This window comes from Streptomyces sp. iso_384, from assembly GCF_056172905.1.
Genome location: NZ_JBWBTT010000001.1, coordinates 899,434 through 919,908, shown reverse-complemented (window position 1 = coordinate 919,908; position 20,475 = coordinate 899,434). Strand labels below are relative to the sequence as shown.

The window sequence follows — 20,475 nt, the reverse complement described above, 5'->3', positions numbered from 1 at the left end:
CGGCCGGTCATGCGTCCGGCTCCAGGAACTCCAGCCGGTTGCCGGCCGGGTCATGGGCGTAGAAGCGGCGGTGGCCGGGGAGGTGGTCGTCCCAGGTGACGCCGGTGCCGTGGGACTCCAGGCGGGCCGCGTACGCCACGATTCCGTTCACCCGCAGGCCCGGGTGGGCCTTCTTCGCGGGGCGGAAGTCCTCCTCGGCGCCCAGGTGGAGCTGGACCGGTCCGGCGGCGAACCAGCAGCCGCCGCGGGCGGCGAGCACCGGGGGTTTCGGGATCTCGGTCATGCCCAGGGCCTCGGTGTAGAAGGCGCGCAGGGCGTCCTCGGAGCCGGGCGGGGCGGCGAGCTGTACGTGGTCGACGGCGGCGAGGCCCACGGCGGCGGTCATCATGTCTCCTTGCGGGCTACGGCGAAGATGCGGCGGAACGGGAAGACCGTGCCGTACGGGCCCGGCGGATAGGCCTCGCGGAGCAGGTCGCGGTAGTCGGCGAGGAACGCGTCGCGGGCGGCCGGGTCGTCGGCGAGGGCGGTGAGGACGGGGCGCAGGGCGGTGCCCTTGACCCAGTCGAGGACCGCGTCGTCGCCGTGCAGGGTCTGGAGGTAGGTGGTCTCCCAGACGTCGGCCGTGCAGCCCAGGTCGCGGAGGCGGGTGAGGTAGCCGGCGGGGTCCAGGACGGATGCGGTGCGGTCGCCGACGCCGTGGAGGCGGGAGTGCCAGCGGTCGGATTCGCGGAGGCGGGCCAGGAGGGTGTGGCTGGGGGCGGTGAAGTTGCCGGGGACCTGGAAGGCGAGGGTGCCGCCGGGGGCGAGGGCGTCCAGCCAGCGGGGGAAGTGGTCGGCGTGGCCGGGGATCCACTGGAGCGCGGAGGTGGAGACGATCAGGCCGTACGTCTCGGTGGGCTGCCAGGTCGCGGCGTCGGCCTCGGCGAAGTCGAGCAGGGGCGGCCGGGCGCGGGCGGCGGCTTCGGCGAGCATCTCGCGCGAGGTGTCGTAGCCGGTGATCCGGGCTTCCGGCCAGCGGTCCGCGAGGAGCGTGGTGACGTTGCCCGCGCCGCAGCCGAGGTCGGCGATGCGGGGTGCGGGGTGGCCGGGGAGGTCGCCGATGTGGGCCAGGAGGTCCTGGAAGGGGCGGGTGCGATGGTCCGCGTGGCGCAGGTACTGCCGCGGATCCCAGGTGGGTTCGGGAGTGGGCGTCATGGGCAGCAGGATCACGCCGAGACTGTCTTGATGTCAAGACACTTGAATTCAAGAGACTTCACGTCGAGGGACCATCTACACTGATCGTCATGGAGGACGAGGTCGACCGTTTGGTCGCTGCATGGCGCCGGGAGCGCCCCGACCTCGACGTGGAACCACTCGAGGTGCTCAGTCGCGTCTCCCGCCTGGCTCGCCACCTCGACCGGGCCCGCCGCATAGCCTTCGCCGAGCACCACCTGGAGCCGTGGGAGTTCGACGTACTGACGTCGCTGCGCCGGGCCGGCGCCCCGTACCAGCTCTCCCCCGGGCAGCTCCTCACCCAGACCCTGGTCACCTCGGGCACGATGACCAACCGCATCGACCGGCTGACCAAGAAGAACCTCGTCGAGCGGCTGCCCGACCCGAGCGACCGGCGCGGCGTCCTCGTCCGGCTCACGGCCGAGGGCCGCGACAAGGCCGATCAGTCGCTGGCCGGACTGCTCGACCAGGAGCGCGCCATCCTCGGCGAGCTCTCCCGCCACCAGCGCGCCGAACTGGCCGGACTACTGCGCCAGTTGACCGCCCCGTTCGACAACATCCCCACCTAGCGGGCGCATCGCCGGCTCGGCCGGGCCGACCCCTGCCCGGCGGGCCAGCGCCACCGCCGCGAGCGTCGAGTGCACCCCGAGCTTGCCCAGCACGTTCTGCATATGGGTGCGCACCGTGTGCGGGGACAGGAACAGCCGCTCGGCCACCGCCTTGCGGCCCAGCCCCGCCACCATGCAGCGCAGCACCTCGCGCTCGCGGGGCGTCAGCGACTCCACCAGCCGCTCGCTGTCGGTGCGGTGCTTGCGGGCGGTGGTCAGCTCCCGCAGTACGCCGGTGAGCAGGGCGGGCGGCAGATGCGTCTCGTCGCGCAGCACGCCCCGGATCACCGACAGCAGCCGTTGCAGCGAGCAGTCCTTGGCCACCCAGCCCGAGGCCCCCGCCTGGAGCGCCCGCGCGGCGGCCCGCGGGTCGTCCTTCTCGGCCAGCACCACCGACCGTACGGCGGGCCGGTTCGAGCGGACCCCGGCGACCAGCGCGATGCCGTCGAGGGCGGGCGCCTCCGCCTGCCGGGGCCCCGGCACGGCGGGCGCGTCACCGGTGGCCAGGGCGCCCAGCTCGGCGTCCACCAGCAGCACGTCGTAACCACGCCCCTCGGCGGCCGCGCGCTCCAGAGCGCGCAGCGCGGCCGGGCCGCTGCCCGCGGCGGAGACGTCGACGTCCGGTTCGGCCGCGAGGGCGGCCGCGAGCGACTCGGCGAAGATGCGGTGGTCGTCGACCACCAGAACCCGGATACGCGCCACAGAACCCCCATCTGTGGGGGCGGACAGCTGCGGGTACGGCGTCGGGGGCTCCACTGCGGCCTGCCACGCCCGACGACCGCCGTCGTCGAACCGCCTGCCGCCCTGCCCCGGACGCCGTACCCGGCTCTCTCGCTCCCCTGAATCGGCACCGGCCCCCACCGGTGCTGAGCATCAGCGTACGGGCGGGGGGCACAGGGGGAAGGCGATTCGGCGAACTGGTCGCCTCGGGTGTCCGGCCCGCGACTCCGCCACCCCATCGCCGGTCGGTCTTAGGGTTGCTTCATGTTCCGTCTTGAGACAGAAGTAGACAGAGAACGTCGCATTCTGCTGAGCGGGCGTCTGCACCAGGACAACGTCGCGGCCTCGGCCGGTCTGCGGGCCCTGCTCGCCACTTCCGCCGAGCACGAAGTCCCGCTGGAGGTCTGGGCGCTGGACGAGCACGGGGCGGTGGCCGGCGGGCTGACCGGGCGGACCTGGGCGTACTGGCTGCATGTGGATCTGCTCTGGGTGGACGCCCCGCACCGGGGCCTCGGCCTCGGCGCGCGCCTGCTCGCCGAGGCCGAACGGACCGCCCGCACCGAGCGCGCCTGCACCCGCTCGCGGCTGGAGACCTGGGGCTTCCAGGCCCCCGGTTTCTACCGCGGGCAGGGGTACGAGGAGATCGGCCGGGTCGAGGACTACCCGCCGGGCGTCACCGAGTTCATCCTGGTCAAGGAGTTGTGAGCGTGGGCCTCCGGGGCGGGCCCGGAAGCCCCGGGCTCAGCGCAGCCGACGCGCCCCGGCCGACGGAACGGCGTCGAAGATGCCCGGGGCCGCGTGTCCGGCCGCCGCGAACGCCTCGCTGACCGCCTTGGCCACGGTGTCGGCCGCCGATGCCTCCACCAGGACGACCGCCGAGCCGCCGAAGCCGCCGCCGGTCATCCGCGCACCGAGCGCCCCGGCCGCGTTCGCCGCCTCGACCACCAGGTCCAACTCGGGGCAGGAGACCCGCAGATCGTCGCGGAGCGAGACATGGCCCTCGTTCAGGACGGGGCCGGCCGCCCGGACGTCGCCCGCGTCGAGCAGGGCGATGACCTGCTCGACCCGGCGGTTGTCGCCGACGACATGGCGTACGTAGCGGATCACGGACTCGTCCGCCCCGGCACCGGCGAGCGTGGTGAGCGCCGCGTCGAGACCGGCGTACGGCAGGTCGCGCAGCATCGGTATGCCGAGCAGCCGGGCGCCCTCCTCGCAGCCGGCCCGGCGCTCCGCGTACGCGCCGTCGCCGAGCGCGTGCTTGACCCGGGTGTCGACAACCAGCAGCGTCAGGCCCTGGGCGGCCAGGTCGAAGGGGACCTGGCGCAGCGAGAGGTCGCGGGTGTCCAGGTGGAGGGCGTGGCCCTCGGTGCAGCAAGCCGAGGCCATCTGGTCCATGATCCCGCAGGGCACGCCGACGAAGTCGTTCTCGGCGCGGCGGCCGATCACGGCGAGTTCGGCGGCGGTCAGGCCGAGTTCGAAGAGGTCGTTCAGGGCGAGCGCGGTGACGACTTCGAGGGCGGCGGACGAGGAGAGTCCGGCGCCCGTGGGCACGGTGGAGGTCAGCGCGATGTCGGCCCCGGTGACCGGGTGCCCGTCCTCGCGCAGCGCCCAGGCGACGCCCGCCGGGTAGGCGGCCCAGCCGTGGCCGGAGTGCGGGACGAGCTCGTCGAGGCGGAGCGAGACGACACCGCCGGGGACGTCGGTGGAGTAGAGGCGCAGCACGCCGTCGTCGCGGCGGGAGACGGCGGCGACGGCGGTGTGCGGGAGGGCGAGCGGCATGACGAAGCCGTCGTTGAAGTCGGTGTACTCACCGATGAGGTTCACTCGTCCGGGTGCCGCCCAGATGCCGTCGGGCTCGGCCCCGTACAGCTCGGCGAAGGTGGCGGCGGGGTCGGCCCCGGCCGGCTCGGCATGCTGGGTCATCAGGTGGTCGTGTCCTCTCGGCGGGCGAACTGCCAGGCGTCGGCGATGATTCCGGCGAGGTCGGCGCGGGACGGCTGCCAGCCGAGGCGCTCGATCGCGGTGGCGGCGGAGGCGACGAGGACGGCCGGGTCGCCGCCGCGGCGGGGGGCGGCGGTCTCGGGGACGGGGTGGCCGGTGACCTTGCGGACGGTCTCGATGACCTCGCGGACCGAGAAGCCGTTGCCGTTGCCGAGGTTGCAGATCAGGTGCTCGCCGGGGGCGGCGGCGGTCAGGGCCAGCAGGTGGGCCTCGGCGAGGTCGGCGACATGGATGTAGTCGCGTACGCAGGTGCCGTCCGGGGTGGGGTAGTCGTCGCCGTAGACATTGATCGACTCGCGCCTACCCAGGGCGACTTGGAGGACCAGCGGGATGAGGTGGGACTCGGGATCGTGCCGCTCTCCGCAACTGCCGTACGCCCCGGCCACGTTGAAGTAGCGCAGCGAGACGGCGGCCAGGCCGTGGGCGGTGGCCTCGCCGCTGATCATGTGGTCGACGGCGAGCTTGGACGCGCCGTAGGGGCTGGTGGGGGCGGTCGGGTCGGCCTCGGTGATGGGGCTGGAGACCGGCTCGCCGTAGGTGGCGGCGGTGGAGGAGAAGACGAGGGTGCGTACGCCGTGTTCGCGCATGGCGGCGAGCAGGGCGGTGGTGCCGCCGACGTTGTTGACCCAGTACTTCTCGGGGTTCGCGACGGACTCGCCGACCTGGGAGAAGGCGGCGAAGTGCAGGACGCCGTCGTAGGAGGGGTCGAGGTGGCGGGCGGCGTCCTGGATGCGGCCCTCGACGAAGGCGGCGCCGGCCGGGACGCCCTCGCGGAAGCCGGTGGAGAGGTCGTCCAGGACGGTCACCGTGTGCCCGGCCTCCAGCAGGTGCTGGGCGACGACGCTGCCGACGTATCCGGCACCGCCGGTGACCAGGTACTTCTTCGGGTTGCTCACGTTCTGGGGGCTGCTCACTCGCTCGCTACCTCTCGCAGTCGCTCGGCCGCGGCCTCCGGCGGCACGTCGTTGATGAACACGCTCATGCCGGACTCGGATCCCGCGAGGAACTTCAGCTTGCCGGAGGTCCGGCGAATGGTGAAAAGCTCCAGGTGCAGGGCGAAGTCCTCCCGGCCGTCGATCCCGAACGGCGCCTGGTGCCAGGCGCTGATGTACGGGGTCGGCGGCTCGCCGGGGCCGAAGATCCGGTCGAAGCGCCTCAAGAGTTCCAGATAGACCTGTGGGAACTCCGTCCGCGCTCCCTCGTCCAGTTCCCGCAGGTCGGGGACGCGGCGGCGGGGGTGGAGGTGGACCTCGTAGGGCCAGTGCGCCGCGTAGGGGACGTAGGCGATCCAGTGGTCGGTGGCGAGGACGACGCGGGTGCCGTCCTTCTCCTCGCGGGCGACCACGTCGTCGAAGAGGTTGGAGCCGGTCTCCTCGCGGTGGCGGGCGGCCGAGCGGAGCATCAGCTCGGTGCGCGGGGTGACGAAGGGGTAGCCGTAGATCTGGCCGTGCGGGTGGCCGAGGGTGACGCCGATCTCGGCGCCGCGGTTCTCGAAGCAGAAGACCTGGGTGACCTGGTCGAGTCCGGCGAGCGCGGCGGTGCGGTCGGTCCAGGCGGCGAGGACGAGGGCGGCCTGCTCCTCGGTGAGATCGGCGAAGGACGCGTCGTGGTCGGAGGTGAAGCAGACGACCTCGCAGCGGCCGGAGTCACCGGCCAGGGACGGGAAGCGGTTCTCGAAGACCGCGACGTCGTAGTGGTCGTCGGGGATCTCGCTCTGCCGTCCGTCCCGGGTGGGGCAGAGCGGGCAGGCGTCGGCCGGTGGGTGGTAGGTGCGGGCCTGGCGGTGCGAGGCGATGGCGACCGCGTCGCCGAGCAGCGGATCGCGGCGGATCTCGGACGAGGTGGAGACGGGGTCCAGGGGGCGGTGGTCGACGGCGTCGCGGACGGTGTCGTCGGCGGAGTCGTAATAGATCAGCTCACGGCCGTCGGCGAGGGTCGTAACCGTTTTCTTCACCAGGGTCCTCCACCAGATCCTCCCAACATAATCGCACATAACAAATCACAAGCAAACACACGCGTCAATGCCACAACGCACGGACGACTGTGACCGACTCCATGGTCCGCATACCCGGACATTCACCCACACTCGATCACGATCGAACAAAGAACCCCAACGAGAGTGTTCATTTCTCGAACATGGAGGCGTAAGTTCCGTCGGGTTCAGTTCGCGCAACGAAGCGAGTACCCCCCATGCAGACACTGGCCGAAGGGCTTCGGCTCCCCACGAACGGGCTCGACTACGCCATCCTGGCGATCTACTTCGTCGTCGTACTCGGCATCGGCTTCGCGGCCCGTGCCAGCGTGAAGACGAGCCTCGACTTCTTCCTCTCCGGACGGTCGCTGCCCGCCTGGGTGACCGGGCTCGCCTTCGTCGCGGCGAACCTCGGCGCCACCGAGATCCTCGGCATGGCGGCCACCGGCGCGCAGTACGGCGTCGCGGTGGTGCACTGGTACTGGATCGGCGCGATCCCGGCCATGGTCTTCCTCGGCCTCGTGATGATGCCGTTCTACTACCGCTCCAAGGTGCGCTCCGTGCCGGAGTTCCTGCTCCAGCGGTTCGACAGGTCGGCGCATCTGCTGAGCTCCGTCCTCTTCGCCTTCGCGGCGATCCTCATCGCGGGCGTCAACCTCTACGCGCTGTCGATCGTCGTGGAGGCGCTGCTCGGCTGGCCGCAGTGGGTCGCGATCGTCGTCGCGGGCCTGTTCGTGCTCGTCTACATCACGATCGGCGGGCTCTCCTCGGCGATCTACAACGAGGTGCTCCAGTTCTTCGTCATCCTCGCCGCGCTCATCCCCCTCACCGTCCTCGGCCTGAAGCGGGTCGGCGGCTGGGACGCCATGAGCGACTCGCTGACCAAGCAGCACGGCGGCGACTTCATGACCGCCTGGGGCGGCACCGGCATCGGTGACGCCAACCCGCTGGGCGCCAACTGGCTGACGATCATCCTCGGCCTCGGCTTCGTGCTGTCCTTCGGCTACTGGACGACCAACTTCGCCGAGGTGCAGCGCGCGCTGTCCGCGAAGAACCTCTCCGCCGCCAAGCGCACCCCGCTGATCGCCGCCTTCCCGAAGATCTTCATCGTCTTCGCGGTGATGATCCCGGGCCTGGTCGCCGCCGTGATCGTGCCCAGGATCGGCACCCCGGGCTCCGACCTCACCTACAACGACGCGATACCCCTGCTGATGCAGGAGCTGCTGCCCAACGGCGTGCTCGGCATCGCGGTGACCGGTCTGCTCGCCGCCTTCATGGCGGGCATGGCGGCCAACGTGTCCTCGTTCAACACGGTGTTCACCACCGACATCTGGCAGCGGTACGTGGTGAAGGACAAGCCGGACACGTACTACCTGAAGTTCGGACGGCTGATCACGGCGATCGGTGTGCTGGCCTCGATCGGCACGGCGTTCATCGCCGCCAGCTTCTCGAACATCATGAGCTACCTCCAGACGCTGTTCTCGTTCTTCAACGTCCCGATGTTCGTCGTGTTCATCATCGGCATGTTCTGGAAGCGCGCCTCGATGAAGTCCGGTGTCTGGGGCCTGGTCGCGGGCACCGCCGCCGCGATGATCAACTACTTCTGGATCTACAAGGGCGGGATCATCGACATCCCGTCCGACCAGGGCGCCAACTTCGTCTCCGCGATCGTCGGGTTCGTCGCCGGAGCCGTCGTCATGGTCGCCGTCACCCTCTTCACCGCACCGAAGCCCGACGCCGAACTGGCCGGTCTGGTGTACGGGACCGAGTCGCCGGACCCCGACGAGGCGCTCGACGAGGCCGACAGCGCCTGGTACCGCAAGCCCGCGCTGCTCGGCTGGGGCGCGGTCGTCCTCGCCGCCGCGTGCTACATCCCCTACTCGTTCTGATCGGAGGAACTCACCATGTCCGACCTGCGCAAGGAAGTCTCCGAGCTGGAGCTCAAGTCCGCGACCGCGGCCCGTCTCTTCGACATCCGGCGGATCATCGGCGGCCTGTTCGTGGTCTACGGGGTGATCGTCACCATCGCCGGCATCAGCCCGTCCGACGCCGACCTGAAGAAGGCCGAGGGCGTCCACATCAACCTGTGGACGGGCCTGGCCATGCTGGCGCTCGGCCTGTTCTTCCTGGCCTGGATGAAGCTGCGCCCGGCCGAGGCCCCGGCGGCCCCGGAACCGGACGCCCCGGCCGACCGGGAGCCCGACGCGGGCTGAGGCCCGTCCCGCAGGGGCCGTCCGTCACCCGCTCCGCCCGGGGACGTACGGCCCCTGCGGCGTGCCGCTGTGGTCGCCGCCCTGCCCCGCGGCCCGCTCCAGCAGGCCCGTACGGGCGGCGAGCGCGGCGGCCTCCAGGCGGGAGCCGACGCCGAGCTTCATCAGGACCCGCTGGACGTGGGTGCGGGCGGTGCTCGGGGCGATGCCCATACCGGCCGCGATCAGCCGGGTGTCCTCGCCCTCGGCGACCCGCACCAGCACCTCCGCCTCGCGCGGGGTGAGCATCCGCAGCAGCCGCCGGCCCTCGTCGTCGGGCTGGGCCGCCGGGTTGAGCAGTTCCGCGAAGGCCCCCCGCAGCAGCTGCGGGGCGATGGCGCACTCCCCCGCCCGCGCCTTGAGCATGGCGCGCTCGACGCCCTCGATGCGCTCGTCGTGCCGGACGTACCCCGCGGCCCCGGCCGCGAACGCCGCGGCGATCCCGCGCGGGCTGGGCACCGGCCCGAGGACCACCACCGCCACCTGCGGGCGCTCCTGGCCGATGCGCACGATCGGGTCGAAGACCCCCGGGGCGGCGGGCGAGGCCGTACCGAACAGGCAGACTTCCGGGGCCCTGCTGACCACCAGTTCCGCGGTCCCGGAGGTCGGCGCGGCCGCCGCGAGCACCCGGTGCCCGCGCAGTTTCAGCGCCGAGGCGAGTGCCTCGGCGAGCAGTCGGTGATCGTCGACCACCATGAGCCGCACGCCCATCGACCAAGCCTCCCAGCCCCGTTCACCCCGGCCCCCCGGCCGCCTGACCCGGCAAGTTACACGCTTGTTCGACCTCGCGCCGCCCTTACGTGGGAGAAGCCCCCCAGAATGCCGAATTCTGCGCCATTCGGGGCTCGTTGACCGTTGCCCGGTGATCGGTTCACGGGCGGAAAACGATCGGCCCTGCCGGTCGGTGATCGACCGGCAGGGCCTGGCGAACGGCTCGCGCCGCTCGTGGGGGTTGAGCGGTGGTCAGTCGGTGCGGTACCCGACGACGAGGTAGAGCTTGTCGTCGGCGTCGACGACGCTGCGCTTGCTGACCAGGCGCTTCGACTTGAAGAAGTGCCCGTCGGAGTAGAGGAGTTCGGAGTGGTCGTTGGAGAACCGCCGCTCCGCCTCACGGACCGCCTCGTCGCTCGGGTTCTCCATCAGCAGGGTCTGCTTGAAGGTCTCGCCGTCGATGGAGACGATCTGGCCGCCCTTGTCGTAGGGGGGCTCCTTGTACGCGATGATGCTGGTGCCGTCCATCCGCAGCGGGACCAGGCTGTAGCGGTCGCCCGCGTCGGCCCGGGCGCCGAGGAGCTTCCCGGTGGTCAGGTCGAAGGCGACGATCTCGTTGGTGTCGCCGTACTCGCTGGTGCCGTCGTGGTTCTCGGTCGGCAGGTAGAGCCGGTTGTTGCCGACGGCCAGGTTCTGGCAGCGCTCGACCTCGGTGGAGCCGCAGCGGGCCGCGTACTGCTCGGCGTCGGCGGGGATGCGCACGATCAGCTTGCCGGTCGCCGCGTCGATCGAGAAGAAGTCGGAGATGCTGCTGCCGTCGCCGGCGGTGTCGCCGACATCGGCCGCGACCACCAGCGGCTTGGTGGAGACGATGCTCGCGTAGTCGACGCCGGCGGGCATCTGGAACGAGGACAGCGGTGCGCCGGTCGTCGGGTTCAGCGCCTGCACGGTGAGCTGCGGGCTGTCGGACGTACCGCACTTGCGGACCACGGCGAGGGCCTCGCCGCCGCCGTAGCCGCGGTCGTAGCAGCCGTCCGAGCCGACCTTCGGCTTCCACAGCTCGGCGCCGGTCTCCAGCTTGAAGGCCGCGCCGCCCGAGGTGCCGCCCGCTGCGACGGTGGACCCGCTGAGCGTGACCTCGTCGAAGCGGACCTGCCGGTCACCGCCGGTGGCGGAGGTGACGCCCTTGCTCCACAGGAGCTTGCCGGCGGCCATGTCGACCACGCCGACCTGGTTGCACGACGGGTACTTGTTCTCCTTGGTCGCCTTCGTCTCCTCGAAGACGATCGCGGTCTTGTAGTCCTTGCTCATGTGCCGGGAGGCGGAGCAGACCTCGCCCGGCAGCGGGACGGACCAGAGCTTGGTGCCCTTGTCGAGGTCGTAGGCGACGATCTCGGCGACGCCGGACTTCACGTACGCCTTGTCGGTGATCCAGGAGCCCATCACCGTGGTGATGTCGGTGACCTGCGGCTCCGGGAGCTGGAGGGCGACCTTGGACTTGGTGTTGGCGGGCGGCTTCTCGTCGCCGCCGGCCAGACCGCCGCCCTCGCCGCCCTTGGCCTCGCCACCGGTGGAGCCGGACGAGGAGGCCTCGTCCTTGCCGCTCTTGTCGTCATCGCCGGTGGAGGCGTAGATGAGCCCGCCGCCGATGATCAGCACCACGGCGACGGCCGCGGCGACGATGATCTGCATCTGGGTGGAGAACTTCTTGCCGCCGCCGGGCTGCTGCGGGGCCCCGTACTGCGGCTGCATGGGCTGGGTCGGATAGCCGTAAGCCTGCTGCGGCGTCCCGGGCTGGCCGGGCTGGCCGGCGGGCCCCTGCGGGTAGCCGTACCCCGGCTGCGGGGCCTGGGGGTAGCCGTATCCGTTGGGCTGCGGCGCGGGCGGGGTGGGGTAGTTGCCCGGCGCCGGGGGCGGCGGGGTGCCGTAGCCCCCGGCGGGCGCGTCCTGCGGGGCTGCGGGCGGCTGCTGCGGCTGCTTGCCGAAGGGGTCCGCGGGCGGCGGGGTCGGCTGGCCGAACCCTCCGGGCGGCGGGTCCTGCGGCGCACCGAAGCCACCGGAGGGCGGACCGGCCGGCGGCGCCGGGGGCGTGTTGGACGGCTCGTCGGGCTCGTTGGGCGGCTGCTGCGGTGGCTGGGGCGGCTGACTCATGGCGTGCGTACCTCGGGGGACGAGTGGGTGTGGGGGCGCGTGGGGCAGGGAAGGGCCGACCGGATGCCGGGAGCGGACGTTCGGATCGTGCCGGGCTCGCGGGCCGTCACTTCTCGAACACCAGCATCGTCGACTGCTCCAGCTCTTCCTTGTCGTTGCTCGCGCTCACGCGGTTGCTGAAGATGAAGGAGCGGCCGCCCTGGTAGGCGACCTTGGCCGAGAAGAAGCCGTTCTCGATCCGGCCGGCCGCCTCCGGGTGCTGGAGCAGCGTCTTGGTGGTGCCGCCGGTCGGCGGGAGGGTCACGATGGCGCCGGCCGCGTCGTACTTCGGCCGCATGTAGAGCACCAGGTCACCGCCCTCCATGCCCAGCGGCTTCAGAACGCGCTCGGCCGGGGCGGGCGCCTCCCACTTGGGCTTTCCGGTGTTCAGGTCGAAGGCGATGACCTTGTTCGTCCGGGCGGTCCCGCTGCTGTCGTCCGCGGTCGCGATGTAGAAGGTGTTGGCGTCGGCGGCGACCCCGCTGCACCCTTCGAGCTTCTGGCCGAAGACGGCGAAGCTGCTCCCGCAGTCGTGGGTGAGCTTGTCGCCCTTGGCGGGCGCGAGCTGGGAGCGGAGCTTGCCGTTCTCGGTGAGCGCGGCGATGGAGTACTGCTTCTTCTCCTCGTGCTCCAGCCGCACGACGAGCGGGGTGACGGAGTAGACCTTGCTGATCTCCCAGCCGCGCGGCGGCTGGTAGGTCCACTTGGGCTTGCCGGTGGCCGGGTCCAGCTCCTGGACCTGGTGCTGCGGGTTCTTGACGTCGTCGGTGCGGCAGCTGGCCGCGGCGATGAGCTTCGGGCCGCCGGCGAAGGCGAAGGGCTTGCAGTTGCCGTCGGGGTTGCCGAACAGCTCCTTGCCGTCGCTGACCCGGTAGGCGTTGGAGTTGCTGGTGCGCCCCACGGTGACGGTGTCGCCGCTGATCGCCAGACCGATGTCCGACAGGAAGTCCCAGGTGCCGTTCTTCTTGACCTCCTTCTTCCAGCCGGGCTTGCCGGTGTTGAGGTCGATCATCTGGAGGACGGAGCAGTTGGCCTTGTCGGTGGTGCCGTTCTTCACCCCGATGACGATCTTGCCGTCGGCGGTGGGGGCGTTGGGCGCGGCGCACACGTCGGCGGGGAGCGGCACGGTCCACTTCTGCTTGCCGTCGGCGACCGAGTAGCCGGAGACGCCGCGGTACATGGCCTTGGCCACCACATCGCCGGCGAACCACGGGCCGTACACGGACGCGCCGCCGCGGGGCAGGTCGACGTCGTTCTTCTGGAGCCAGGCGACCTTCGCCTCGCCCGGCTTGCGCCCGGCGTTGAGGTCGTCGTTGCCCTCGCGGCCGTCGCCGCTGCCGTCGCCCTCGTCGACCGTGGGCGACTCGCTGGGGGGCTTGGGGTCGTTGCTGGTGTTGGCCAGCGGCTTCTTCGGGTCCTCGTCGCCGCTGTCGCTCACGAGGAACCAGGTGCCCGTACCGGCGACCAGGACCACGGCGACCGCCGCCGCGACGATGACGGCGGTCTTGTTCTTGAGGAACCCGCCGCCACCGGAACCCGGTCCGCCGGGGCCGGGGGCGCCGGGGTGCTGCTGCTGCGGGTAGCCGTAACCGGGCTGGGTCGGCTGACCGTACGGTCCGGGAGCCTGCTGGCCGTACGGGCCCGGGGCCTGCTGACCGTAGGGGCCGGGCTGCTGGGCGTACGGGCCGGTGGGCTGCTGACCGTACGGACCGGGGGCCTGGCCGGGCTGCTGCGGGTAGCCGTAGCCGGCCCCCGCCGGGGGCTGCTGCGGGTAGCCGTACGCCGGGGTGCCCGGCGGGGGCGTCTGAGGCGGGCCGGCCGGGGGCGCGGGCGGCTGGGCGGGGGGCGGCCCCTGGGGCGGCTGACCGGGCGGCGTCTGCGGCGGCTTCGCCAGGTTCGGCTGGTCCTGGGGTGGCTGAGGAGCTCCGTTCGGCGGCTCCTGCGGAGCCCCGAAGCCTCCCTGCGACGGTTGCTGGCTGGGCGGCTGGCTCATCAGCACGTCCCCCTTCGTGCGGTCCGGTGCCCGATCCGGTCTCCCCCGCGATTCCGAGTGGGGTCAATTCCCCTCGGAAAGGAGCGAATCGGGCATGGCTTCCGCGGTGTTACGACAGTCGGGCGGGGCTTCTTTGTACCACCCGTCCGCCACCCGGCACCGGATCGGTCCCGCCCCTGTTCCCAAGGGAGAACCGCCTCGTGATGCCGTCGTTACGCCGAGGCCGGAGGTGATGGTCAGTCACCGAAGGTGATGATCGTCCGCACGTCCATCTCCTCCTCGTCGGACTCACCGCCGACGCGGCCGATGGCGATCAGTGAGCGCCCGTCGGCATAGCGAATCGTGGGATCGAACACGTGCTCGGCCTTTGCGGCCGACGCCGGATGACGCAGGAGCGTTTGCGGAGTGCCGCCCTGCGGTCCGAGCGCCATGATGCCGCCGCCGGTCTCGGCCTTCGAGTCCGGCGCGGCGAGGTACAGCAGCACCTTGCCGTTCTCGACCCGCATCGGCTGCAGGGTCTGCCCGGGCGGCGCCGGCACCTTCCACTTGATCTTGCCGGTCTTCATGTCGAAGGCGACGACGGAGTTGGTGAACGCGCCGTTCACATGAACGGGCTTCGTGGCGAGATAGAACGTGTCGCCGCCGGCGGTCGCACCGAGGCAGTCGTCGAGGTTCTCGTCCCGCTCGCCGCAGTCCAACTCGAACTCCTCCTTGCCGGGATCGGGCTGAGCGAGGAGGGTCCCGTCGTTGCTCAGGAGCGCGATGGCCCACTTCTGCTCCGGCTCGTCCTGCCGCAGCGCGACGACCGGCGGGTCGAGGGAGTAGAACTTGTCGATCCGCCAGCCCTTCTTGACCTTGTACGTCCACACGGTCCTGCCGGTGGCCGGGTCGATGCGCCGCACTTCCTCGTCGTACGTGTCACTCGGCGCCTTGAGACAGTCGACCGCGGCGAGCGGGACGTCGCCGCTGGCGAATCCGTACGGCTGGCAGGTGCCCGGCAGCCGGTCCCACAGATGCTTGCCGTCGCTGATCCGGTAGGCGTCGGTGCGGGTCGTCCGGCCGGCCGTGACGACGTCGCCGTTGACCGCCATGACGACGTGCGAGAGCCCGTCCGACATCGAGGAACGGTCGAGCGTGGCGGTCCAGCCCGCCTTGCCGGTGACCAGGTCGATCATCTGGAGCTTCTCGCAGTCCGCGCCTTCCTCGGTGCTTTCCCTGAGAGCGATGACGATCTTGCCGTCCGGGCTCGGCAGGGACGGCGCGGCGCAGACGTCGGCCGGCAGGCGCAGGCTCCACTTCTGCGAGCCGTCGTCGAGGGAGTAGCCGGACGCCGTGCGGTACATGGCCTTGGCCACGATGTCGCCCGTGATCCACGGGCCGCGCACGGGGACGCCGCCCGACGGCACGTCCACGTCGTTCTTCAGGATCCAGCGGACCTTGGCCTCGCCCTCCTTGAGCTCCTTGTTGAACTCCGCGGCGCCCGGGGCGGGTGTCGGCTTCGGGCTCGGATCGGCGCCGGGCTTCTTCGGGGCGGTGCTCTCCTTCGCGACGGGCTTCTGGTCGTCGGCGTCGTCATCGCCGCCCACCGCGAACCAGACGCCCGTCCCGATGACGAGGACCCCGGCGAGCACGGCGGCGACGAGACCGGCGACCCGGCCCCGCGAACGCCCGCCGCCTGCGGGCCCGCCGGAGGGCGGCTGCTGCGGCTGGCCGTAGGGCACGGTGGGCAACTGGTGCTGCGGCTGCGGGGAGGCGTACGGCCCCGTGGGCTGCTGCGGCTGTGGGTAGCCGTACGGCCCGGCGGGCTGCTGCGGCTGCGGGGAGCCGTACGGCACGGTCGGCGGCTGACCGTACGGGCCGGGCTGCGGCCCCGGCGGGTGCGGGGGCCGCGTGGGGGCTCCGTATGCGCCGGGCTGCGGTTCGTACGGAGCGCCGAAGCCCTCCGGCTCTCCCGGCCTGCCCTGCTGCGGCGGCGGCTGCGACATCGGTGTTGGTCCCCCTCGAACGTACGGTCCCTGCCGCCCCGTTCTACCACCCGCCCCACCGGCCCCACGGGCCCGGTCAGGCGTCCTCGGCCAGTTCCAGCCAGCGCATTTCCAACTCGTCCCGCTCGGTGACCAGTTCACGCAGTTCGGCGTCGAGCTTGGCGACCTTCTCGAAGTCCGTCGCGTGCTCGGCGATCTGCTTGTGCAGCGTGGTCTCGCGGGTGGAGAGCTTGTCGAGCTGCCGCTCGACCTTCTGGAGCTCCTTCTTCGCGGCGCGTGCCTCCTGCGCGGAGACGGCCGGGGCGGCGGCGGGGGCGGCGGCTCCGGACGTGCGGGGGGCGGCGGCGGAGGGGGTGGACTCCTCCTCCATCCGCTGCCGGCGCTCCAGGTATTCGTCGATCCCGCGCGGCAGCATGCGCAGGGCGCGGTCGCCGAGGAGCGCCATGACCTTGTCCGTGGTCCGCTCGATGAAGAACCGGTCGTGGGAGATCACGATCATCGACCCGGGCCAGCCGTCGAGGAGGTCCTCCAGCTGGGTCAGGGTCTCGATGTCGAGGTCGTTGGTGGGCTCGTCGAGGAAGAGGACGTTGGGCTCGTCCATCAGCAGCCGCAGGATCTGGAGCCGGCGGCGCTCACCGCCGGAGAGGTCGCCGACGGGCGTCCACTGCTTCTCCTTGGTGAAGCCGAACTGCTCGCAGAGCTGGCCGGCGGTCATCTCGCGGCCCTTGCCGAGGTCGACCCGGTCGCGCACCTGCTGGACGGCCTCCAGCACCCGGAGGTTCGGGTTCAGCTCGGAGACCTCCTGGGAGAGGTAGACGAGCTTGACGGTCCTGCCGACGACGACCTTCCCGGCGGCGGGCTGCTCGTCGCCCTGCGTACGGGCGGCCTCGGCCAGTGCGCGCAGCAGCGAGGTCTTGCCCGCGCCGTTGACGCCGACCAGGCCGACGCGGTCGCCGGGGCCGAGCTGCCAGGTGAGGTGGGTGAGCAGGGTCTTGGGCCCGGCCTGGACGGTCACGTCCTCCAGGTCGAACACGGTCTTGCCGAGGCGGGCGTTGGCGAACTTCATCAGCTCGCTGGTGTCGCGCGGCGGCGGCACGTCGGCGATGAGCTCGTTGGCGGCCTCGATGCGGTAGCGCGGCTTGGAGGTACGGGCCGGGGCGCCGCGGCGCAGCCAGGCCAGCTCCTTGCGCATCAGGTTCTGCCGCTTGGACTCCTCGGTGGCGGCGATGCGTTCCCGCTCGGCGCGGGCGAACACGTAGTCGCTGTAGCCGCCCTCGTACTCGTGGACGGTGCCCCGCTGGACGTCCCACATGCGGGTGCAGACCTGGTCGAGGAACCACCGGTCGTGGGTGACGCAGACGAGGGCGGAGCGGCGGGCCCGCAGATGGCCGGCCAGCCAGGAGATGCCCTCGACGTCGAGGTGGTTGGTGGGCTCGTCGAGGACGATCAGGTCCTGCTCGTCGATGAGGAGCTTGGCCAGGGCGATACGGCGGCGCTCGCCACCGGAGAGCGGGGCGATGACGGTGTCGAGCCCGTGCTCGAAGCCGGGGAGGGCCAGACCGCCGAAGAGCCCGGTGAGCACGTCACGGATCTTGGCGCTGCCCGCCCACTCGTGGTCGGCGAGGTCGCCGATGACCTCTTGGCGGATGGTCTTCGCCGGGTCCAGCGAGTCGTGCTGGGTGAGGACGCCGAGCCGCAGCCCGCCGTTGTGGGTGACGCGTCCGGTGTCCGCCTCCTCCAGCTTGGCGAGCATCCGGATGAGGGTGGTCTTGCCGTCGCCGTTGCGGCCCACGACACCGATCCGGTCGCCCTCGGAGACCCCGAGGGACACACCGTCGAGCAGGGCACGGGTGCCGTACACCTTGCTGACCTGCTCGACATTGACCAGATTGACGGCCATTTCACTCCTGCACGGTGGGTTGATGCGACCTTTCCAGGGTACGGCGCGTCGGCGGGGCACCGGTCCCGCGGCCTCACCGTCCGGGCGGGAGGGGGTCGCATACCCTCGTCCATGACGTTGACGGCAGAGGTGAATCGGGGGCGTACGGGGTGGTAGTCGTCGCGACGGTACTGCGGTGGATCCTTCTCGCGGCGGCCATGGGCATCCTGATCGCGTTCCTCGTCACCGCCGTCCGGGCCCGCCGCACGGGCACCGGCTTCGGCGAGCTGGCCGACGTGCTGGAGGACCGGTGGTTCGCCATGAACCAGGTGTTCCTCGCCGTGCTGGCCGGTCTTGCCGGGTCCTGGGCCGCGGAGTGGGCGGGCGGCACCCGCGCGCCGATCACCGAGTCCGTGCCCACGCTCGCCCCGCTGGGCATCGTCGCCGCGTTCGCCGTCTGCCGGGCCGCCGGTCCGTTCCGGGTGAAGCCGCTCTCGCTGGTCGCCGCCCCGCTGCTGCTGGGCGGAGTGATGACGGGCTGGTGAGCGCCGGGGGCCGCCCCTCTCCGTGACGGCTCCGGGACGTGCGGTAGCGTGCGCCGACTGATCATGAGGCCTGGGGGGCGGTCGGAGTGGCGGCATCGGCATGGGAACGGTTCATCGGTCACCGGGTGCTGCCGAAGGCGGCCGTGGTGGTGCTCGCCGCGGTGCTGGTGGCCGGGTTCCTGCTCGTACGGTCCGAGCGGCGCGACGCCCGTAACGCCGAGGTCCTGGAAACGGCCTGCGGGGGTGCCCTGCCGCGAGCGACGACGCGAGGCCTGCTGCCCGAGGGCGAGACCTGGGAACTGTACGACGACCTGGACCTGACCGGGCCGTCCGGGCACGGTCCGCGCACCCTGCTGCGGTGCGCGGTGGGGTGGGACGCATTCTGGGGAAGCGCGTCCGGGGGTCTGGAGCTCGCGGCGGTGCCGGTGCTGGACGTTCCGCTGTCCGGCGTACGGCTCGGGGACATCCTCTCCGCACGGACCGCGAAGGAGCCCGACCGGGCCACCGCGTACCGGACCGCAACCACCCAGGTCACCGCCGGCTGCCCGGCCGGCCTGCCCGGCTACCCGCGCCCGGTGACCCGCTTCCGGGTCCATGCCTCGTCCTGGTCCGACGATCCGGAGCACGTCCGCACGGCCGGGGAGCTGGGCGGCGCGGTGGCGGCCGTCGCCAACCACGTACGGGACCGGGGCGGCTGCGGGGGTCCGGCGGTGGAGCCCTCGGACGTACGGCCGCTGCCGAGGTCCGAGGGGGACGGGTCCGAGGAGTCCGACGAGGCCCCGCCCGCCTGCCGTTGGTTCCGGCCGGGGCTGCTCGACGCGAAGGAACCGGGCCCCGACGAGCCGGACGGCCGGGGCGTCACGGGCGACGATGTGGACGCCTGCTCCCTGAGGGTGCCGCGGGCGAAGCCGGCGAACCGGCTGGACCACTTCGCCGGGGTGAGTTCGGTGAGCTGGCGGGGCCCGCTGCTGTCCGAGGCGCGCACGGCGTACGGGTCCGAGCTGGCCGCCCTTTCCCGGGTACCGGAACCGGTGGGCGGCGAGAAGTCGTACACGCTGGCCGTCTGGGCCGAGTCCTCGTGCTCGGGGGCCCGGACGCTGAGCCGGGTGACCGTGACGACGGCCGCGGCTTCTCTCGCCGCCTCCCGGGCCGACCGGGTCCTCGACGCGTATCTGACCTCGTCCGGCTGCCATGCGGTGAAGGTTCTCGGAAAGGTGTGGAAGTGAGCGACGTCCGTTTCTGGCGCAGGCGACGGGTGCGCCGCACGGCGGCCTGGACCGTGACCGCGGCGGTGCTGGCGGGAGGCCTCTTCTGGGTCTCCGGCGGCTACGACTCCTGGCGCGACGACCGGGCCCTGGATTCGGCCTGCGACGGCGATCTGGCGGCCGGTGCGGTGCGGGAGCTGTTCGACGGCATCTCCCTGACCTCGTCGGGCCGTTGGAGCGACCGGCGGCGCTGCACGGTCAGCGCGTCCGACGACGATTCGGACATCGGCCTGGCTCTGTGGGTCGGGCAGACGGAACGCATGATGAATCTGGAGAACTCCGGCGGCTTCGACGCGCCTCTGGGGCACGGCTGGACCGGCTCCTTCCGGTACAACCCGGACAGCGAAAGCCCGGACGAGGCGGCGGCCGTCCTCCTGCTGAACTGCGGCAAGGAGTCCGGTCAGGGGCGGGTGATGACGGTGGACGCCGACCTCGGCCGGGGCGGCTTCGACGATCCGGTGGCCCGGGAAAGGCTCGTGGCCGTCCTCACGGAGACGGCGACGGCGTACACGCGGCGCACCGGGTGCGCGGCACCGACCGGCCAGCGGGTGAAGGACGTCGGCGTCTCGACGAACCCCAGGGACTACAAACCCGTCGCGTCGGCCACGGGAAGCTGCGCGGGCGTGCTGGACGAGAAGACCGCCGCTCGGTGGGGCGTACGCACGGTGCAGGAGATCACGGCGGACCCGGCGCCCCTGGAGGAGTGCGTCCTGGGCGGTCTGCGCGGTGCGTTTCTGTACGGCTTCACCGCGTCCTACGGGCCGTCCGCCCGGTACGCCCGCATGCGGCTGGACGAATGGCAGGACAGCGACGCCGCCGCCCGCAGGGGCCCGGACGCGCTGAGCGGCTCCTATGCGCTGGGCGCCCGGTGCCCCGGAGCGGGCGGGACGGCCCTGTTCGAGGTGGACACCCTCGGCGACGAGGGCAACCCGAAGCTCGCGGCGCCGGTCGTGGACCACCGGGGGCTGCGGGCGGCGCTCCAGCGCTTCGCCGAGCGCTCGGCGAAGAAGCACGGCTGCGAGGCGCCGGGGGCGGTGTAGGGGCGGGGAGGGCTGCGGCTGGCCGGGTTCCTTGCCGCACCCTCCCAGACAGCTGTACGCTTTCCTGTACGTACAGGATGATGTACACCAAGCACGGGAGGCGAT

Annotated in this window: 18 protein-coding genes; 7 read left to right on the top strand and 11 right to left on the bottom strand. The window is 71.8% G+C overall.

What is annotated here, in order from left to right; genetic code table 11:
• Positions 1-7 precede the first annotated feature (7 nt).
• Both AC0VY3_RS04200 and AC0VY3_RS04195 read right to left on the bottom strand, forming a co-directional pair.
• Complete coding sequence (locus tag AC0VY3_RS04200; protein ID WP_475551636.1) at positions 8-385, bottom strand: VOC family protein; 378 nt, start codon at positions 383-385, stop codon at positions 8-10.
• The gene (locus AC0VY3_RS04195; RefSeq protein WP_103507397.1) at positions 385-1,194 is read right to left on the bottom strand and encodes a trans-aconitate 2-methyltransferase; all 810 of its coding nucleotides are present in this window, start codon (positions 1,192-1,194) and stop codon (positions 385-387) included. Before AC0VY3_RS04195 ends, AC0VY3_RS04200 begins: the two co-directional genes overlap by 1 nt.
• An 89-nt stretch (positions 1,195-1,283) precedes the next feature.
• Here AC0VY3_RS04195 and AC0VY3_RS04190 point away from each other — a divergent pair, with 89 nt between their 5' ends.
• Positions 1,284-1,781, top strand: a complete 498-nt coding sequence (locus tag AC0VY3_RS04190) for a MarR family winged helix-turn-helix transcriptional regulator (protein WP_103507396.1) — start codon at positions 1,284-1,286, stop codon at positions 1,779-1,781.
• On the opposite strand, the gene AC0VY3_RS04185 is transcribed toward AC0VY3_RS04190, so the two are convergent.
• Positions 1,737-2,522, bottom strand: coding sequence for a LuxR C-terminal-related transcriptional regulator (locus AC0VY3_RS04185; protein WP_475548967.1), 786 nt, complete (start codon positions 2,520-2,522; stop codon positions 1,737-1,739). The two genes, AC0VY3_RS04190 and AC0VY3_RS04185, sit on opposite strands and share 45 nt — an antisense overlap.
• Positions 2,523-2,804: 282 nt before the next feature.
• On the opposite strand from AC0VY3_RS04185, the gene AC0VY3_RS04180 reads away from it, so the two are divergent.
• Positions 2,805-3,245 carry a GNAT family N-acetyltransferase gene (locus AC0VY3_RS04180; RefSeq protein ID WP_242742427.1) on the top strand — a complete coding sequence of 147 codons (441 nt, stop codon included), beginning with the start codon at positions 2,805-2,807 and terminating at the stop codon, positions 3,243-3,245.
• Between the two features lie 36 nt (positions 3,246-3,281).
• On the opposite strand, the gene galK is transcribed toward AC0VY3_RS04180, so the two are convergent.
• The 3 genes from galK to galT are packed head-to-tail and all read right to left on the bottom strand — an operon-like array spanning position 3,282 to position 6,495.
• Entirely contained in the window at positions 3,282-4,463 is a 1,182-nt protein-coding gene (galK, locus tag AC0VY3_RS04175) for a galactokinase (RefSeq protein ID WP_103507691.1), read from the bottom strand.
• Complete coding sequence (gene galE / locus AC0VY3_RS04170) at positions 4,463-5,437, bottom strand: UDP-glucose 4-epimerase GalE (protein WP_475551635.1); 975 nt, start codon at positions 5,435-5,437, stop codon at positions 4,463-4,465. The genes galK and galE overlap by 1 nt, the downstream gene beginning before the upstream one ends.
• A gap of 14 nt (positions 5,438-5,451) precedes the next feature.
• Positions 5,452-6,495 (bottom strand): galactose-1-phosphate uridylyltransferase, encoded by a 1,044-nt coding sequence (gene galT / locus AC0VY3_RS04165; RefSeq protein ID WP_103507690.1) that lies wholly within the window; start codon positions 6,493-6,495, stop codon positions 5,452-5,454.
• A gap of 236 nt (positions 6,496-6,731) precedes the next feature.
• Between galT and AC0VY3_RS04160 the strand changes: the two genes are divergently transcribed.
• Both AC0VY3_RS04160 and AC0VY3_RS04155 read left to right on the top strand, forming a co-directional pair.
• Positions 6,732-8,402 (top strand): sodium:solute symporter family protein, encoded by a 1,671-nt coding sequence (locus tag AC0VY3_RS04160; RefSeq protein ID WP_103507689.1) that lies wholly within the window; start codon positions 6,732-6,734, stop codon positions 8,400-8,402.
• Between the two features lie 15 nt (positions 8,403-8,417).
• Positions 8,418-8,726, top strand: coding sequence for a hypothetical protein (locus AC0VY3_RS04155; RefSeq protein ID WP_475548966.1), 309 nt, complete (start codon positions 8,418-8,420; stop codon positions 8,724-8,726).
• A gap of 24 nt (positions 8,727-8,750) precedes the next feature.
• Here the strand turns inward: AC0VY3_RS04155 and AC0VY3_RS04150 are convergent, their stop codons facing one another.
• The 5 genes from AC0VY3_RS04150 to AC0VY3_RS04130 form a co-directional block, all read right to left on the bottom strand.
• Positions 8,751-9,473: a helix-turn-helix transcriptional regulator gene (locus tag AC0VY3_RS04150; RefSeq protein ID WP_103507687.1), complete on the bottom strand. Its 723-nt coding sequence runs from the start codon at positions 9,471-9,473 to the stop codon at positions 8,751-8,753.
• A 252-nt stretch (positions 9,474-9,725) separates the two neighbouring features.
• Positions 9,726-11,624, bottom strand: coding sequence for an outer membrane protein assembly factor BamB family protein (locus tag AC0VY3_RS04145; RefSeq protein ID WP_475548965.1), 1,899 nt, complete (start codon positions 11,622-11,624; stop codon positions 9,726-9,728).
• Positions 11,625-11,730: 106 nt separating this feature from the next.
• A complete protein-coding gene (locus AC0VY3_RS04140; RefSeq protein WP_475548964.1) occupies positions 11,731-13,656 on the bottom strand; it encodes an outer membrane protein assembly factor BamB family protein in 1,926 nt (641 codons plus the stop codon).
• Positions 13,657-13,892: 236 nt separating this feature from the next.
• A complete protein-coding gene (locus tag AC0VY3_RS04135) occupies positions 13,893-15,641 on the bottom strand; it encodes an outer membrane protein assembly factor BamB family protein (RefSeq protein ID WP_475548963.1) in 1,749 nt (582 codons plus the stop codon).
• Positions 15,642-15,717: 76 nt separating this feature from the next.
• The gene (locus AC0VY3_RS04130; RefSeq protein WP_475548962.1) at positions 15,718-17,541 is read right to left on the bottom strand and encodes an ABC-F family ATP-binding cassette domain-containing protein; all 1,824 of its coding nucleotides are present in this window, start codon (positions 17,539-17,541) and stop codon (positions 15,718-15,720) included.
• Positions 17,542-17,690: 149 nt separating this feature from the next.
• Between AC0VY3_RS04130 and AC0VY3_RS04125 the strand changes: the two genes are divergently transcribed.
• The 3 genes from AC0VY3_RS04125 to AC0VY3_RS04115 all read left to right on the top strand — a co-directional run bounded on the left by AC0VY3_RS04125 (position 17,691) and on the right by AC0VY3_RS04115 (position 20,370).
• Complete coding sequence (locus tag AC0VY3_RS04125) at positions 17,691-18,065, top strand: hypothetical protein (protein WP_103507147.1); 375 nt, start codon at positions 17,691-17,693, stop codon at positions 18,063-18,065.
• Between the two features lie 86 nt (positions 18,066-18,151).
• Complete coding sequence (locus AC0VY3_RS04120) at positions 18,152-19,291, top strand: hypothetical protein (RefSeq protein ID WP_242742435.1); 1,140 nt, start codon at positions 18,152-18,154, stop codon at positions 19,289-19,291.
• Entirely contained in the window at positions 19,288-20,370 is a 1,083-nt protein-coding gene (locus AC0VY3_RS04115; protein WP_475548961.1) for a hypothetical protein, read from the top strand. Before AC0VY3_RS04120 ends, AC0VY3_RS04115 begins: the two co-directional genes overlap by 4 nt.
• Positions 20,371-20,475: the final 105 nt, after the last annotated feature.

What these genes read in the sequence shown, in the direction of transcription:
- AC0VY3_RS04200 (WP_475551636.1), bottom strand. Translation starts at nt 385, where the DNA reads ATGACCGCCGCCGTGGGCCTCGCCGCCGTCGACCACGTACAGCTCGCC.
- AC0VY3_RS04195 (WP_103507397.1), bottom strand. Translation starts at nt 1,194, where the DNA reads ATGACGCCCACTCCCGAACCCACCTGGGATCCGCGGCAGTACCTGCGC.
- AC0VY3_RS04190 (WP_103507396.1), top strand. Translation starts at nt 1,284, where the DNA reads ATGGAGGACGAGGTCGACCGTTTGGTCGCTGCATGGCGCCGGGAGCGC.
- AC0VY3_RS04180 (WP_242742427.1), top strand. Translation starts at nt 2,805, where the DNA reads ATGTTCCGTCTTGAGACAGAAGTAGACAGAGAACGTCGCATTCTGCTG.
- galK (WP_103507691.1), bottom strand. Translation starts at nt 4,463, where the DNA reads ATGACCCAGCATGCCGAGCCGGCCGGGGCCGACCCCGCCGCCACCTTC.
- AC0VY3_RS04160 (WP_103507689.1), top strand. Translation starts at nt 6,732, where the DNA reads ATGCAGACACTGGCCGAAGGGCTTCGGCTCCCCACGAACGGGCTCGAC.
- AC0VY3_RS04155 (WP_475548966.1), top strand. Translation starts at nt 8,418, where the DNA reads ATGTCCGACCTGCGCAAGGAAGTCTCCGAGCTGGAGCTCAAGTCCGCG.
- AC0VY3_RS04150 (WP_103507687.1), bottom strand. Translation starts at nt 9,473, where the DNA reads ATGGGCGTGCGGCTCATGGTGGTCGACGATCACCGACTGCTCGCCGAG.
- AC0VY3_RS04145 (WP_475548965.1), bottom strand. Translation starts at nt 11,624, where the DNA reads ATGAGTCAGCCGCCCCAGCCACCGCAGCAGCCGCCCAACGAGCCCGAC.
- AC0VY3_RS04140 (WP_475548964.1), bottom strand. Translation starts at nt 13,656, where the DNA reads ATGAGCCAGCCGCCCAGCCAGCAACCGTCGCAGGGAGGCTTCGGGGCT.
- AC0VY3_RS04135 (WP_475548963.1), bottom strand. Translation starts at nt 15,641, where the DNA reads ATGTCGCAGCCGCCGCCGCAGCAGGGCAGGCCGGGAGAGCCGGAGGGC.
- AC0VY3_RS04130 (WP_475548962.1), bottom strand. Translation starts at nt 17,541, where the DNA reads ATGGCCGTCAATCTGGTCAATGTCGAGCAGGTCAGCAAGGTGTACGGC.